Origin of the sequence: Clostridium carboxidivorans P7, from assembly GCF_001038625.1 — a bacterium.
Taxonomy (GTDB): Bacteria; Bacillota; Clostridia; order Clostridiales; family Clostridiaceae; genus Clostridium_AM; species Clostridium_AM carboxidivorans.
In genome coordinates, this window is the sequence record NZ_CP011803.1 from 228,515 (window position 1) to 243,848 (window position 15,334).

Annotated in this window: 11 protein-coding genes; 10 read left to right on the top strand and 1 reads right to left on the bottom strand. The window is 29.2% G+C overall.

Annotated elements, in window-relative coordinates:
- Positions 1–143 precede the first annotated feature (143 nt).
- The gene (locus Ccar_RS01155; RefSeq protein ID WP_007060183.1) at positions 144–473 is read right to left on the bottom strand and encodes a hypothetical protein; all 330 of its coding nucleotides are present in this window, start codon (positions 471–473) and stop codon (positions 144–146) included.
- Positions 474–847: 374 nt separating this feature from the next.
- Here Ccar_RS01155 and Ccar_RS01160 point away from each other — a divergent pair, with 374 nt between their 5' ends.
- The 10 genes from Ccar_RS01160 to Ccar_RS01205 all read left to right on the top strand — a co-directional run bounded on the left by Ccar_RS01160 (position 848) and on the right by Ccar_RS01205 (position 15,319).
- The gene (locus tag Ccar_RS01160) at positions 848–2,140 is read left to right on the top strand and encodes a hemolysin family protein (protein ID WP_048029821.1); all 1,293 of its coding nucleotides are present in this window, start codon (positions 848–850) and stop codon (positions 2,138–2,140) included.
- An 85-nt stretch (positions 2,141–2,225) separates the two neighbouring features.
- Positions 2,226–3,965, top strand: coding sequence for an ABC transporter ATP-binding protein (locus Ccar_RS01165; RefSeq protein ID WP_007060180.1), 1,740 nt, complete (start codon positions 2,226–2,228; stop codon positions 3,963–3,965).
- 141 nt (positions 3,966–4,106) lie between these two features.
- A complete protein-coding gene (locus Ccar_RS01170) occupies positions 4,107–4,580 on the top strand; it encodes an HAD family hydrolase (protein ID WP_007060179.1) in 474 nt (157 codons plus the stop codon).
- Positions 4,581–4,961: 381 nt separating this feature from the next.
- A complete protein-coding gene (locus Ccar_RS01175; protein WP_007060178.1) occupies positions 4,962–5,588 on the top strand; it encodes a TetR/AcrR family transcriptional regulator in 627 nt (208 codons plus the stop codon).
- A 297-nt stretch (positions 5,589–5,885) separates the two neighbouring features.
- Positions 5,886–8,972: an efflux RND transporter permease subunit gene (locus tag Ccar_RS01180; RefSeq protein WP_007064489.1), complete on the top strand. Its 3,087-nt coding sequence runs from the start codon at positions 5,886–5,888 to the stop codon at positions 8,970–8,972.
- A complete protein-coding gene (locus Ccar_RS01185; RefSeq protein WP_007060175.1) occupies positions 8,962–10,248 on the top strand; it encodes an efflux RND transporter periplasmic adaptor subunit in 1,287 nt (428 codons plus the stop codon). Before Ccar_RS01180 ends, Ccar_RS01185 begins: the two co-directional genes overlap by 11 nt.
- Before the next feature lie 212 nt (positions 10,249–10,460).
- Positions 10,461–10,742: an ArsR/SmtB family transcription factor gene (locus Ccar_RS01190; protein WP_179945238.1), complete on the top strand. Its 282-nt coding sequence runs from the start codon at positions 10,461–10,463 to the stop codon at positions 10,740–10,742.
- 21 nt (positions 10,743–10,763) lie between these two features.
- Positions 10,764–13,274 (top strand): CoA-disulfide reductase, encoded by a 2,511-nt coding sequence (locus Ccar_RS01195; RefSeq protein ID WP_007064488.1) that lies wholly within the window; start codon positions 10,764–10,766, stop codon positions 13,272–13,274.
- Between the two features lie 72 nt (positions 13,275–13,346).
- A complete protein-coding gene (locus tag Ccar_RS01200) occupies positions 13,347–13,832 on the top strand; it encodes a DUF6803 family protein (protein ID WP_007060171.1) in 486 nt (161 codons plus the stop codon).
- 224 nt (positions 13,833–14,056) lie between these two features.
- On the top strand, positions 14,057–15,319 hold the full coding sequence (locus tag Ccar_RS01205) for a zinc ribbon domain-containing protein (RefSeq protein WP_007060170.1): 1,263 nt from the start codon (positions 14,057–14,059) through the stop codon (positions 15,317–15,319).
- Positions 15,320–15,334: the final 15 nt, after the last annotated feature.

The window sequence follows — 15,334 nt, forward strand, 5'->3', positions numbered from 1 at the left end:
TTATATATAGAAAAATTATGCAATCTAAATAGTTTAATTACCATATTTAGGAGCGTCGAAAGCTATTGAAAAGTAGTTTTTGCCGCTCCTTTTTATAAAAAATTTTAAAATTTAACAAATAGGATTGATATTAAAACCTATGATTATAAATATTTTTTACCTTTTACATATCTTCTTAGTGACTCTCCTTCTTGAGCAAGTGGAAAAGTATTTACTAATATTCCTTCCTTGTTTTTTATTTTGAGCCTTTCAACATCAAAAAAAGGAAAAGAATCTTTAACTAATTCATCTTTTATAGAATCTAAAGCACAATATATAACGTCTGTACATTCTTTATTAAGCTTAACGGTATACCTATTATAATCAATCCAATCGTGAAAATAAGGTATAAAGTATTTAAAATCAAAGCCATCTAAGAATTTTTTACAATCCTCTCTATTATTAAAATAATTTAAACTGTTAATTTTTAGCATCCCCTTTCTATGTAAATTTAGAATTTCCTAACTTATTGATTACATTATACTGTGAAGTTGCCTTATTGCCAATGTATATTTTATGTTATAAAAATATATTTAGAAATATACTAGATAACATTGAGTATTGTTAGCAATTAAACTTGATTTAAATACTTAATAAATTGTTTAAAAAGTTAAAATTTATGAAAGACTTATATTAGAAATGTAATGAATTTTTATAAAGTTGTGGTTGTATTTTAATGCTGAATTCTTTATTTGATATTGTAGAATAATTAAAAAACAGAGATATATACAAATATATTTATATATGCAAAGTTTGTGATATAATACTCTTACTTATTAATTGAAACAGAGAAAGGGGAAGTTAGTACATGATAATGTTACTTAATGTTTTTATTATATTTTTTCTTGTTTTTATGAATGGTTTTTTTGTAGCAGCAGAATTTGCTATGGTTAAGGTTAGAAAATCAAGAATAGAAACTTTATTAGCACAAGGAAATACAGGTGCTAAGTATGCTAAAAATGTTGTTAATAATTTAAATTCCTATTTGTCAGCATGCCAATTGGGAATAACCTTAGCATCATTAGGTTTAGGCTGGATAGGAGAACCTTCAATAGCTAAAATGATTATGCCACTTTTCAAGTTGTTTAATTTATCAGAGGTTGCCATACATTCAATATCTTTTATAATAGGTTTTACCATAATAACAGCATTCCATATTGTACTTGGGGAACTTGCACCTAAATCCTTAGCAATTATAAACACTGAAAAAATAGCATTATTTACTGCGGCACCACTTATACTTTTTTTAAAAATAACTTATCCTATAATATGGCTATTTAATCATAGTACTAATGCTATATTAAGTATATTTAATGTTTCTCTTACTGAAGAACATGAAGTGGCGCATACTGATGAAGAAATTAAACTGTTAGCAGAAGAAAGCTATAAACATGGACTAATAGATAAAACAGAACTGACCTTTGTGGATAATATTTTTGATTTTTCTGAAAAAACTGTAAAGGATATAATGATTCCAAGAACTGATATGATTTGTATTTTTAAAGAAGATTCTTTTGATGAAATTTTAGAAATGACTATGAAGGAACAGCTAACTAGATATCCTGTTTGTGAAAACAGTAAGGACGAAGTTATAGGATTTATACATATAAAAGATTTGTATAAACAAAAAATTGAAGGAAATGAGCAAAGCATAGAAAAAATCACACGAAATATATTATCTGTACCTGAATCTACATCTATTAGCGTACTATTTAAAAAATTTAAGAAAGAAAAAGAGCATATGGCGATAATAATTGATGAATATGGTGGTACTTCGGGATTAGTAACTATTGAGGATATTTTAGAAGAAATTGTTGGAGAAATTCAGGATGAATTTGATGAAGGATTAGAGGAAATTCAATTACTTAATGATGGAAGTTATATTGTAGATGGTAAAGTTATTTTAGAAGATATTGAAGATATTTTGAATATTCCTATGATAACAGAAAACATTGATACTATTGGAGGGTGGTTGTATTCAAAGGTTGAATTACCACCACAAGTTGGAAATAAAATTACCTATGAAAATTATGATTTTATAATAAGTAAATGTAATGGAAAAAGAATAACTAAAATTTTAATTAAAAATGTTTCACAGTAATAAATGTAGAAATATACTATATTTTTATATTGATTTAAAGCAAATAATAATTTAAAATTATTAATTGTTACAAAAGGAGGTAAATATGAATATACTAAAAAAATTTATTGATTATTATAAGCCTTATAAAGGCATGTTCTTTATGGACATGTTTTGTGCGCTTGTTTTATCAGCTATAGATTTAGCATTTCCACTTGTAGTAAGATATCTTTTAAATGATGTTTATACTTTAGTAGACAAAGCAAAATTACTTCATTATGTAATGCTTATAGGATTAGGATTATTTTTAACTTATGTAATAAGATATTTTTGTCAATATTATATAACTTCCTGGGGACATATAATGGGAGCTAAAATGGAAGCAAATATGAGAAGTGATATATTTAATCATTTGCAAAAGCTTTCCTTTTCATATTATGACAATACAAATACAGGAAAACTAATGTCAAGAATTATTACAGATTTATTTGATATATCAGAATTAGCACATCATGGACCAGAGGATATATTTATATCCATGTTGAAAATACTTGGATCTTTTATAGTTCTTTTAAGTATTAATGCTAAAATAACTATAATATTGTTCTTTATAACTTTAGTAATGATTTATTTTTCATATTTTTATAACAAAAGAATGAAATATATATTCAAAAAGAATAGGGAAAAAATTGCAAGTGTAAATGCTCAAATTCAGGACAGCCTTTCAGGTATAAGAGTAGTAAAGTCTTTTTCAAATGAAGGTGTTGAAAAATCAAAATTTCAAAAAGGAAATATGGAATTTTTACAAACTAAAGAGACAAGCTATTTTATAATGGGAAAGTTTTTTAGTGGAAATGGATTCTTTCAAGGAATATTATACTTAACTGTAATATTATTAGGAGGAATATTTATAAGTAATGGTGGGCTAAATGTTTCTGACTTAGTTGTTTATATACTATATATAAATGTATTTTTAAATCCTATAGATAAACTTGTAAATTTTACTGAACAATTTCAAAGGGGAATTACAGGATTTGAGAGATTTTTAGAAGTTATGAACACTGAACCAGATATACAGGATGAGCCTAAGGCTATTGAACTTAAAAATCCAAAGGGACAAATAGAATTTAAAAATGTATCTTTTGGATATAATGATGGCAACAATATTTTAAATAATATAAATGTAAATATAAAAGCAGGTAAAAATATAGCGTTGGTAGGTCCTTCTGGAGGTGGGAAAACTACATTTTGCAGCCTTATACCTAGGTTTTATGAAGCTGCTCAAGGTAGCATAAATATAGATGGTATAAACATAAAAAATATAAAGCTAAAATCATTGAGAAAAGTTATAGGCATAGTTCAGCAGGATGTATATATGTTTGCAGGATCTATAAAGGAAAACATAGCTTATGGAAAACCAGAGGCTTCTTTTGAAGAAATAGTTGAAGCAGCTAAGAGGGCTAATGCTCATGATTTTATAATGAATTTAGAGGATGGATATGATACCTATGTTGGAGAAAGAGGAGTAAAACTATCAGGAGGACAAAAACAGAGAATATCCATAGCAAGAGCTTTTTTAAAGAATCCACCTATACTCATATTAGACGAAGCAACTTCTGCACTTGATAATGAGAGTGAATATTTTATACAAAGATCTTTAGATGAACTTTCTAAAAATAGAACTACCATAGTTATAGCGCATAGATTAAGTACTATAAAAAATGCAGATGAAATATTAGTTCTTACAGAGGATGGAATAGAAGAGTCAGGAACTCATGAACAGTTACTTAATAAAGATGGAATGTATGCTTCATTGTATAATATGCAATTTGAACAAATTTCTTAGTGAAATAATGTAATTATGATATATAACGATATAAATATATTGAGGTAGCAAGTTGAATTTTTATTTAACTTGCTATTTTAATATATATTTGTATTATCAATCATATTTTATTATTATTAAAATAAAAGGGAGATGGTATATATGATAATGGTTAATATACCTGGATATAAAAGCATTGAAATAGAAAATGTTGTGTTTGATTTTAATGGTACTATTGCTGAAGATGGTATTTTGCTTAATGAAGTAAAAGAAAAGATAAAAGAATTAAAAAATAAAGAAATTAATATTTTTATCGTTACATCAGATACTTACGGCACTGTAATTGAACAATGTAAAAATTTGCCTGTGAAGGTACAGGTCTTTAATAAGGAGAACGCATCACAAGATAAAAAGAAAATAGTTGACAAACTTGGCTGCAGCATAACTGCTGCAATTGGTAATGGAAGAAATGATGTAGAAATGTTTAAAAATAGTGTTATGTCTGTTGCAGTTATAGGAAGAGAAGGATGTTTTGCTAAAGCTGCATTTGAAGCTGATATTATAGTAAATAATCCAATAGATGCCATAGATTTATTAATAAAACATAGTAGAATTAAAGCTACGCTTAGAACATAATAGTGAGCTCATTTTATAAATACTCTGTTATGATAATTATGTTACAAATTCCTAAATTATAAATTAAAAAAATTACTAAAGTCAGTTAGGATAGTTTTAATGATTATTTTAACTGACTTTTTTATATTGTTACATTAAATAAAAATTTAATATAGCAATGTTAACAAACTTTAAACATTAATTGAACATTAAATTAACATATATGATGCTTATAATTTTAGTATTCTTTTAAGTGCTTTATTTTGTGGATTACATTGGACTTAAAGGATTTTTTTTCCTTGTATTTAAGTGTAAAGAATAAAGTAAAAATATGTTGACGATAGTAATATTTAGGATTACAATAACTTTATTGAACGCTCGATGAATAAAATGGAGGAGAGTATGAGTAGTAGAAAAAAAATGACCAGTAGAGAATTGCAAGCTATTGAAAGAAAACAACAATTGCTTAAAACATCTAAAAAATTGTTTGCACAAAATGGTTATTGTAGTACATCTGTTCGATCTATTACTAAAAGTATAGGAATGGCCGATGGACTAATTTATCACTATTTTCCTAATGGTAAAATGCAAATCTTAAAAAGTCTGTTTAAGGAAGGAAATGAAACTTTAGACAAGCATTTATGTGAAACACTAAAAGGAATAAAAGATGAAATGACATTGAGAGAAGTAATGATTTATTTAGGTAATAATTTTAAAGAAAATTATAGAAAAGATGATGAATTTGCATCTATTATTTTTCGTGAAAAAGATTTATTAGAAGATGATGATGTTGATTTCCTTTCAGAAATTTTTAAGAAACAGCTTAACATATTAGCAGACTTTTTCAAAAAAAGAGCTGAAAAAGGTGAAATGAAAAAGTTGGATTTTGAAATGGTAGCATATCAATTTATGAGTACTATTATAACTTTGGTTATGATGGAGTATATGGGAATTCATCATATATGTGAACAAAATGATGTTGATGACATAGAAAAAGTAGTAGATTTTATGTTGAATTTGTGGGTGTGATCATGAGTTCAATTAGGTATCAATAAATTAAATATGTGACAAAAGTCATAGTGATTTTTATAACTAAAGTAACTATAATTAAGACAGCTTGTAGACTAATATATTCATGTAAATATGACTAAATTATACAAAGTAGTAAAAGTTAGAAATATAAAATGATTAATTTAGGGCTATCTATGTATTATGAATGTTAATAATGGATTTATGGGGGTGATTATGTAAAAGTTTTTTAACTCAGTAGTATTTGAATTTAGATATACTAAAGATTATAGTAAAGATTGTTAATGGAGGTAAAGCATGAGTGTAACTGAAATATCAGTAAAAAGACCAACTGCAGTGTGGATGGCTGTAGTATTAATACTTGCACTAGGTGTATTTGGTTATAAAAGCATGGGATCAAGCTTATTACCAGATATGAATATGCCTATTTTATCAATAATGACAACATATAATGGTGCAAGTGCTGAAGATATAAAGAAAGATATTGTTAAGCCTATAGAAGATTCAGTATCAGGAATAAGCGGCGTTGACACTATTAGTTCCACTTCCCAAGAAGGAAGCGGTTCTGTTATGATAAAATTTAAGTCAAGTGCTAATATGAATACGGCATACCTAGATGTGCAGAAAGCTATGGACAATGCATCTAGAAGACTTCCTAAAGATGCTGACAAACCGACTATATTTAAAATGGATACTAATGCTATTCCAATTCTAGTAGTTTCATTAAATGGAAATGCTAATTCTGATGAATTGTATAATGAAGGGGATACATTAAAGCAAAAATTAGAAAAAATACCTGGTGTAGGACAGGTTAGTATAATGGGCGCACAAAAGAAAGAGCTGGTTATAAGAATTGATAAAACTGCTATGGAGTATTATGGAGTTAGCACGAATACCATATCCAGTAAAATTCAAGCAGCTAATACAACTGTACCAGCAGGACAAATTAAGCAGGATAATATGAATCAATCAGTTAGAGTTATTGGACAATTTAATAATATAGATTCTGTAAAAAATATGTTAATCCCTACAACGGCTGGCGGAACTGTACGTCTTGGTGATATTGCTAAAGTAAGCCTAGAAGCTCCTGAAGATACATCAATAATGAGATATAAGGGAAAGAAAACTTTGGCAGTTGTAATTAGCAAGCAAAGTGATGCTAATGTAGTAGAAGTAGCAGATACTGTAAAGAAAGAATTGCAATCAATGAAAAAAGATATTCCAAGTGGAATTAATATGGATATTGCAATGGATACTACTACTTTTATTACTTCTTCATTGGTTCAAATAAAGCACAATCTTATTGAAGGAATTATAACTACTGCAATAGTGCTTTATTTATTCTTCCGTAGTTTACGTTCTTCTTTAGTTGTTTTAGTTGCAATACCTACATCACTTATAGCTACTTTCTTTATGATGTATGAATTGCATTTTTCAATGAATATGCTGTCTATGATGGGATTATCCCTTGTTGTAGGTACTCTGGTGGATGACTCTATAGTTGTAATAGAAAATATACAGAGGCATTTTGATATGGGAAAACCTCCTATAGAGGCAGCTATTGGTGGTCGTAAAGAAGTAGGACTAGCAGCTATAGCAATAAGTTTTTGTGATATGGTTGTATTTGCACCTATTTCACTTATGTCTGGACAAATAGGTCAGATGTTCAAAGAATTTGGTCTAACTATAGTTGTAGCTACAGTATTTTCGCTTATAGTATCATTTACAGTAACTCCAATGCTGTCAGCACGTTTACTTAAGAAGACAGAAGAAAGTACTAAAGAAAAAAGTGGATTATTTACTAAATCAATAGAAATTTATAGAGGTTTAATTATAAAATCATTACATCATAGAGGAAAAGTTGTAATTGCTTTTATTATAGGATTGATATTTAGTGTGGCTCTTATCCCAATGGGATTAGTAAAATTGGAAAATATGCCAAAGTACGACCAAAGTGAATTTACTATTGATATAAAACTATCAGCTGGAGCTACATTAAAGCAAACAGATGAAAAAGTGGCACAAGTAGAAAATTATTTAAATGGACTAAAAGAGGTAAAAAGCTACTATTCATCAATTGGAGCAAGTGGACGAAACTCCCAAGCAGCTTCAGGACAAATTACTGTTAACTTAGTTCCAAAGGATAAGCGTAAAAAAGGCCAAACTGAACTTGTAAGTCAAGTTCGTGATTTTGGAAGTAAAAATTTGACTGGAGTAGACTTTAATGTATCAGAATCAGAAAGTGGTTCAAGTGGTGCTAGTAAGCCAATTGCTATTGAGATAAAAGGTAGTAATTCAGATACCATAAAGGAATTGTCAAAAGAGGTTGAAGATATAATAAAGAAGGTTCCAGGTGTTACAGATATTGGAAGCTCGGCTGAGCAAACAGATAATGAAATTAAGGTAAATATAGATAATCTTGCTGCTTCTCAATATGGTCTTTCTACTTCAGATATAGGAAGTACTATTAGAGTAGCATTAGCAGGCAGCAGTGCAGGAACATATAGAGCAAATGATAATGAAAATGACATAACTCTTAAGTTCATGGATGGACAAATAAAAAGTGTTGAAGATATAAAGAATATGAAAATAGCAAATCAATCAGGTCAGCAAATAGCAGTAAGTCAGGTTGCTACTGTTGAAAAAGCAGATACTAAACAATCAATATCAAGGGAAGATAAACAGGACATAGTTACTGTTAGTGCTAACATTGCTCAAGGAAAATCCTTGGGAGAAGTATCAAAGGCTATTGACAGTAAATTAAAAGCAACTACAATACCTTCAGGTTATACTGTAAGCTTTGGTGGAGATAGAAAAAGTATGGATGATTCATTTTCATCTCTTGGAAAAGCTTTAGCAGCTTCGGTAGCTCTTGTTTATATGATACTGGTAGTACTTTATCAATCATATTTGACTCCAGCTATAAGAATGTTGTCCTTGCCTTCAGCTATAATGGGAGCACTTATTGCATTGGCACTAACAGGGCAAAGTATAAATACAATGTCGTTTATTGGTATAATCATGCTTGAAGGATTGTCGTCTAAAAATGGTACATTGCTTATAGATTATACTAATACTCTTATGGATAGAGGAATGAGTTTAAGAGAGGCTCTTGTAGAATCAGCAATTACCAGATTGAGACCTATAGTAATGACTACATCTACAATAATAGTTTCAATGCTTCCAGTTGCACTATCTCTTGGAGAAGGTGCTGAATTGAAAAAGAGTATGGGCATAGTAATAATAGGTGGTATGCTTATGTCAACGGTACTTACCCTTTTTGTAATACCAGTAGTTTACACATTAATGGAAGATTTTAAGAACTTTATTTTCAGAAAAAGAAAATCTAAGAATGTAGGGGGTAGAGGACAGTATGAAGTTTAAAGGTATTAAATTTAACGCTGCTAAGTTAAAAAGCTTACTAAAGAAAAGAAATATAATAATACTTGTAGTTTTGATAGTTGTTGTAGCAGTAGGTTCCCGGTTTCTAGGTAAAGGTAATAAAAAAGTACCAATAAAGCAGAATGTTAAAAACGTAAAAACAGAAAAAATAAAAGTTAGTTCAATATCTTCTGATGTTCAGTATGCATCAGCTTTAAAACCTATAAAACAGGTAGAGGTTTTGCCAAAAGGCAGTGGTAAAGTTGCCAGTGTAAATGTTAATGTTGGAGATAAGGTTACAGCTGGACAAACATTATTTACATTGGATACTTCAGAGCTTAGAGCTACTCTTCAGCAGCAGCAGGCAATGGTGGATTCTGCAAATGCTAAGTTACAACAAACAGGTGGTTCAAATTATCAAAAGCAATTAACAAGCTATGAGCAAGATCTTACTAGCAAACAAATAAAATGTAATGCTGCACAAAGAGATTATGACAATTACCAAAGGTTGTATAGTACAGGAGCTGTATCAAAAAATGATTTTGATCAGAAGGCAGATACATTCAAGACTGCCAGTGCGGATCTACAAACATCACAACAAAATTTAAATTTGTTCGAGAATCAAATAGGAGCTCAAGATACTAGGGTTGCAGCAGCTGCTGTTACACAAGCACAAGCAGGTGTGAGCACAGCACAAATACAAATAAACAACGCTACAGTTACAGCGCCAATTTCAGGAGTTGTATCTGTAAAAAATGTTGAAGTAGGTCAAATTTCAGGTGGACAATCTGGTTCAGTTACTATCATAGATTCAAGCAGTTTAAATGCAGAAATAAATGTTCCAGATAAAATAATTGGAAAAATCCAAGTAGGACAATCAGTTCCTGTAATAATAACTGCATTAGATGATAAAGAAATAAAAGGTACAATAGATAATATAAGTCCTAATACTAATTCAAAGGATAACTCTTATACTGTGAAAGTTAAGATTGATAATGCAAGTGGTGAATTAAAAGCTGGTATGTTTACTAAAGTATCATTACAGGCTGAAAATAAGAGCAATGTATTAATTGTTCCAAATCAAGCCGTAAAGGTAGAAAATGGTGTAAATTACATTTATGAAGTTAAAAATGGAAAGATAAAAAAGACAGCTGTCACTACTGGAATTTCAAATGATAAATCAATTGAAGTATTAGGTAATGTAAAATCAGATGATGATATAATCACAGAAGGTCAAAGCTTATTAAGTGATGGAGAAAAAGTTAATATAGTTAAATAAGATTTTATTTCATAAACGATGTTAAAATTAGATCCTCTAATAATAATGGTATTATTATTAGGGGGTCTTTTATATTTTAAGAAAAATAGTTATCTAATTTTAAAATATTATTGACATTTGAATTCGTATATCGTAATATATAAATATAGTAATTAATGAATATGAAAATAGATGATAGTTAAACTTAATAATGGAGGTAAAAATATATGGATATGGATAAAGATTTTTCTAAGTACAATGAATCAGCAGAATTATTAAAAGTACTAGCACATCCTGTTAGATTATGTATAGTTAAAGGTCTGCTGGAAAATGGCGGATGTAATGTTAGTCATATGCAAGATTGTTTGCAAGTGCCTCAATCCACTATATCCCAGCATTTACAAAAGCTTAGAGCAGTAGGAATTGTGGAAGGGAAAAGAAATGGTCTTGAGATTTATTACAGCGTTTCTAATGAAAAGGCTGTAAGATTAATAAAAGAATTATTTAAAAACTAAAATATTGAGGAGGTAATTTGTATGAATAAAAAAGTATTGATAGTTGGGGGAGTAGCTGGAGGTGCTTCAGCTGCTGCTAGGCTTAGAAGGCTGGACGAAAATTTAGACATAATAATGTTTGAAAAAGGACAGTATATTTCATTTGCAAACTGTGGACTTCCTTATTATATAGGCGAAAGAATAAAAGAAAGAGAAAAACTTTTGGTTCAAACTCCAGAAGCAATGAAGGAAAGATTTAATATAGATGTCAGAGTAAATAGTGAAGTGGTTTCTATAGATTCTAAAAACAAAAAAGTAACAGTATACAGCAAGGATAAAGGTGAGTACAATGAAAACTATGACTATTTAATTTTATCACCAGGAGCATCACCTTTAAAACCTCCTATAGAAGGTATAAATAGCAAAAAAATATTTACATTAAGAACTGTACCAGATACAGATAAAATAAAGGCTTATGTAGATGATCAAAATGTTAAAAATGCAGTAGTTATAGGTGGAGGCTATATAGGGGTTGAAATGGCTGAAAACCTTAAAGAAAGGGGATTAAATGTAGCATTAGTTGAAGCTGCACCTCATATATTAGCACCTTTTGATTCTGATATGGTTACTTTTGCAGAAAAGGAATTAGAGGATAATGGTGTTGGAGTTATTTTAAATGATGGAGTTAAGGCTTTTAAAGAAGAACATAATGGCATAAATGTAATGTTGAACAGTGGAAAATGTTTGTATGCTGACATAGTTATACTTGCTATTGGTGTGAAACCTGACACTGAATTTTTAAAGGATTCAGGTTTAGAATTTGGACCAAAAGGTCATATAGTAGTAAACAGCAATATGGAAACAAGCTTGCAAAATATATATGCTGTAGGTGACGCTGTAGAAGTAGTTGATTTTGTGAATCAGAGTAAAACTGCCATAGCATTAGCTGGTCCTGCAAATAAACAGGGAAGAATTGCAGCAGATAACGTATGTGGATTAAATTCAAAGTATAAAGGTACTATGGGAACAGCAATTATAAAAGTATTTGGAATTACAGGTGCAAGTACAGGAAATAATGAAAGAACCTTGAAAAGCAAAAACATACCTTATAAAGTTATATACATTCATCCACAATCCAGTGCATCTTATTATCCAGGAGCATCTCCTATGTCTATAAAGCTTATATTCAATGGAGAAGGAAAAATTCTTGGAGCTCAGGCTTTTGGATATGCTGGAGTTGATAAAAGAATTGATGATATAGCAGTTGTTATGAGGCTTAAGGGAACCATTTATGATTTAGAGGAATTGGAACTCGCTTATGCACCGCCTTATTCTTCAGCAAAGGATCCAGTAAATATGGCAGGTTTTGTAGCTGAAAATGTGCTAAACGGAAGAATGAATTCAATAGTTCCAGAAGATATAGACAATAGAAATAGAGATAACAGTGTGCTTGTAGATGTAAGAACGGATTTAGAATTTGACAATGGACATATTGAAGGCGCTTTAAACTTACCTGTAGATGACTTAAGAGAATTAAAAAATAAATTGGAAAAAGACAAGGAAATATTAATATACTGTCAGGTAGGTCTTAGAGGATACATTGCATCTAGAATTTTAACTGCTCATGGATTTAATGTAAAAAATTTAACTGGAGGATATAAGACTTACTCTATGAGTAAATTTAAACCTGCAGATGTAGTAATGAATAAAAATGATAAAGGCAGCTTCATTAATTTTAAAACAAATGTTATGGAAGAAGTAAGCTTGGAAAGTGATGGAAATGAGTATAATGAACAAAAAGAAGAAAGTTTTAATAAGACTTTAGATGCTTGTGGCTTATGCTGTCCTGGACCATTAATGCAAGTTGGTAAAAGTATTGAAGATATGAAAGAAGGAGAAGTTTTAAAAGTTACTGCATCAGATCCTGGATTTTATGAAGATATAAAATCTTGGTGTAAAACTACAAACAATGAATTGTTAAATAGAAAAAAGGATAAAGGAAATGTAGAAGCACTTATAAGAAAAGGTAAAAAAAAACTAATGAATAGTAATGATATGAACTCAAATAGTGAAGTATTACAAAAAGATAATAAAACTATGGTGGTTTTTAGTGGAGACTTAGATAAAGCTATAGCATCTTTCATAATAGCTAATGGTGCAGCTTCCATGGGTAAAAAAGTTACTATGTTCTTTACTTTCTGGGGACTTAACATACTTAGAAAACCTGAAAAGATTAAAACAGATAAAGGTCTTATGGATAAAATGTTTAGTATGATGATGCCAAGAGGAAGTAAAAAATTAGGACTTTCCAAGATGAACATGTGCGGCATGGGTGCAAAAATGATTAGAAAGGTTATGAAGGATAAGAATGTAAACTCCCTTGAAGAATTAATACAGTCAGCTATAAATTCAGGTATAGAAATAGTAGCTTGTCAGATGTCAATGGATGTTATGGGAATAAAAAAGGAAGAATTAATTGAGGGAGTAAAAATAGGAGGAGTAGGTTATTATTTAGGAGAAGCAGAGGATTCCAATGTAAATTTATTTATCTAGAAGATCTTTATAATATCTTCATAAAAAAATGCTATTATTACCTCAAGTAAATAAACAGGAGGTAATTAAATTATGAGTATTACACATTATATGTCTCTTTTAGCAGATAACCAGCCTTGGAATCTTATAATATTTATGGCAATACCAGTTATAATGGCTGAAACCCTTACAATTACAGAATTTTTTATTGTGTTTAACAGATTAAAAAGTGGAGGAATTAGAACTTTAAACAAAATTGTAGGTATTTTTGATGGATTTTATTTTACAGGTATCTTTATATATTTGTTTATGAATGCTGTATTACCATTAACTCAAAGTGGTGGATGGCATACTTGGGTGGATGTTGTAGCAGTAGGTTTCTATCTAAGTGGTGTTCTATTCCTTCTTCCAATAGCACTTATGGAGCTTGGAATTTTATTTAGAGGAAAAACCGATGAAGAAAAGATGAAGATTCATTTTATTTTAGTCAGTGGGTTTTTAGTAGTTGCTCATGTGGCAATGATATTTGGTATGGTAAATCCTGAAATAGTAGGAAGCATGTCAAACATGAAAATGTAGAAAAGTAATAAAAGAAGCTATGTTGTCTAATGTTTTTTAATCATTAGACACTATAGCTTCTTTTTATATTGAACTACATTTTTTAATTTTGTAATATTTTTTAGCTCTAAATACAACAATGAATTAAATTGCATTTAATATAAAAATTACTTCCATAATATTCATGAATATAATATAATTTATTAGAGTAAAACGAAATGTATCTAAATTTAGGGGGAATTATCATGTTTTGTACGAGTTGCGGTAAAGAGTTAAAACAAGGTGCAAAGTTTTGTACATATTGTGGAACGCATGTTCCAGGTAATGGCATCAAATCTAAGCACAATAATTTAAATAATGATGATTTAGATGTAAGTAAAAAACATAAAACTACTAATGAAAGTGTATATGCTAAACAAAATCAAACTAAACAATCTGAAAAGAATGGGAATCAGTTTAATGATTTAAAAAGTGAAAATGTAAATACTGAAAATGGCAGTAAAAAAATATATATAGCAATAGCATCTGTAGCAATTATTGGTTTAATTACAATTTGCGGTATGTTTTTTATAAACAATAATTCTTCATTGTTTGGAAATAAGAAAAATGCACAAACACAGAGTGTAAATGAAGATAAAAAGTTTTCTGGAAAGGATAACAATGATAAAAAATCTAATGATATAAATTTGGGAATAACTTCAGGAAACCTTATAAATTGCTGCTTTGTTTTAGAAGATAAAGGGACAATTTATTATTCTAATTTTTCTCAAGGATTTAAATTATATAAAATGACATCAGATGGACTTAATGTAAGTCAAATGAATGGTGAAGATTCAGGATATTTTACTCAAAATAGGGAGTATATTTATTATTCTAATGATACTGATGGAGGAAAAATTTACAGTATTAAAAAAGATGGAAGTGCAAAGACAAAGATTTGTGATGATAAAGCTTCTTATTTACAATTTGTAGATGATTTCATATATTATAAAAATGAAAGTGATGGTGGGAAAGTATATAAAATATCTTCAGGTGGAAATTCAAGACAATCAATTTCAGATTCCTGTGATATATACAATGTTTCTTCAGGATATTTATATTACCTTAAAGATGGAAAATTGAAAAAGAAAAATTTGAAGGATGGAGAAGAAAAATTAGTAGGATATTCTGTTTCAAAAATGATTGTAGATAATAATGAAATTTACTACACTGACAATGGAGAAAATGGACTTTATAAAATGGATTCTAGCGGAAACAACAAAACTCAAATATGCAGTGATAATGTTCCTATATTTAATGTAGTTGGAAATGAGATATTTTATAGAAATAAGTCAGATGATAACAAGTTATATAAAATTACTGTAGAAGGGAATGACAAAAAGAAAATTTCAGAGACACCAGTTGTACTTATAATTTCAGCTGGAGATTATATATATTGTAATGCAATGGACAAGACTATGTTTAAGATTAAAAAGGATGGAACAGATCAACAGGCTATATTAAAGTAAGATAATTACATTTTT

Coding starts and splice junctions, on each gene's coding strand:
- Ccar_RS01170 (WP_007060179.1), top strand. CDS start 4,107: ATGATAATGGTTAATATACCTGGATATAAAAGCATTGAAATAGAAAAT.
- Ccar_RS01190 (WP_179945238.1), top strand. CDS start 10,461: ATGGATAAAGATTTTTCTAAGTACAATGAATCAGCAGAATTATTAAAA.
- Ccar_RS01200 (WP_007060171.1), top strand. CDS start 13,347: ATGAGTATTACACATTATATGTCTCTTTTAGCAGATAACCAGCCTTGG.
- Ccar_RS01205 (WP_007060170.1), top strand. CDS start 14,057: ATGTTTTGTACGAGTTGCGGTAAAGAGTTAAAACAAGGTGCAAAGTTT.
- Ccar_RS01180 (WP_007064489.1), top strand. CDS start 5,886: ATGAGTGTAACTGAAATATCAGTAAAAAGACCAACTGCAGTGTGGATG.
- Ccar_RS01185 (WP_007060175.1), top strand. CDS start 8,962: ATGAAGTTTAAAGGTATTAAATTTAACGCTGCTAAGTTAAAAAGCTTA.
- Ccar_RS01195 (WP_007064488.1), top strand. CDS start 10,764: ATGAATAAAAAAGTATTGATAGTTGGGGGAGTAGCTGGAGGTGCTTCA.
- Ccar_RS01175 (WP_007060178.1), top strand. CDS start 4,962: ATGAGTAGTAGAAAAAAAATGACCAGTAGAGAATTGCAAGCTATTGAA.
- Ccar_RS01155 (WP_007060183.1), bottom strand. CDS start 473: ATGCTAAAAATTAACAGTTTAAATTATTTTAATAATAGAGAGGATTGT.
- Ccar_RS01160 (WP_048029821.1), top strand. CDS start 848: ATGATAATGTTACTTAATGTTTTTATTATATTTTTTCTTGTTTTTATG.
- Ccar_RS01165 (WP_007060180.1), top strand. CDS start 2,226: ATGAATATACTAAAAAAATTTATTGATTATTATAAGCCTTATAAAGGC.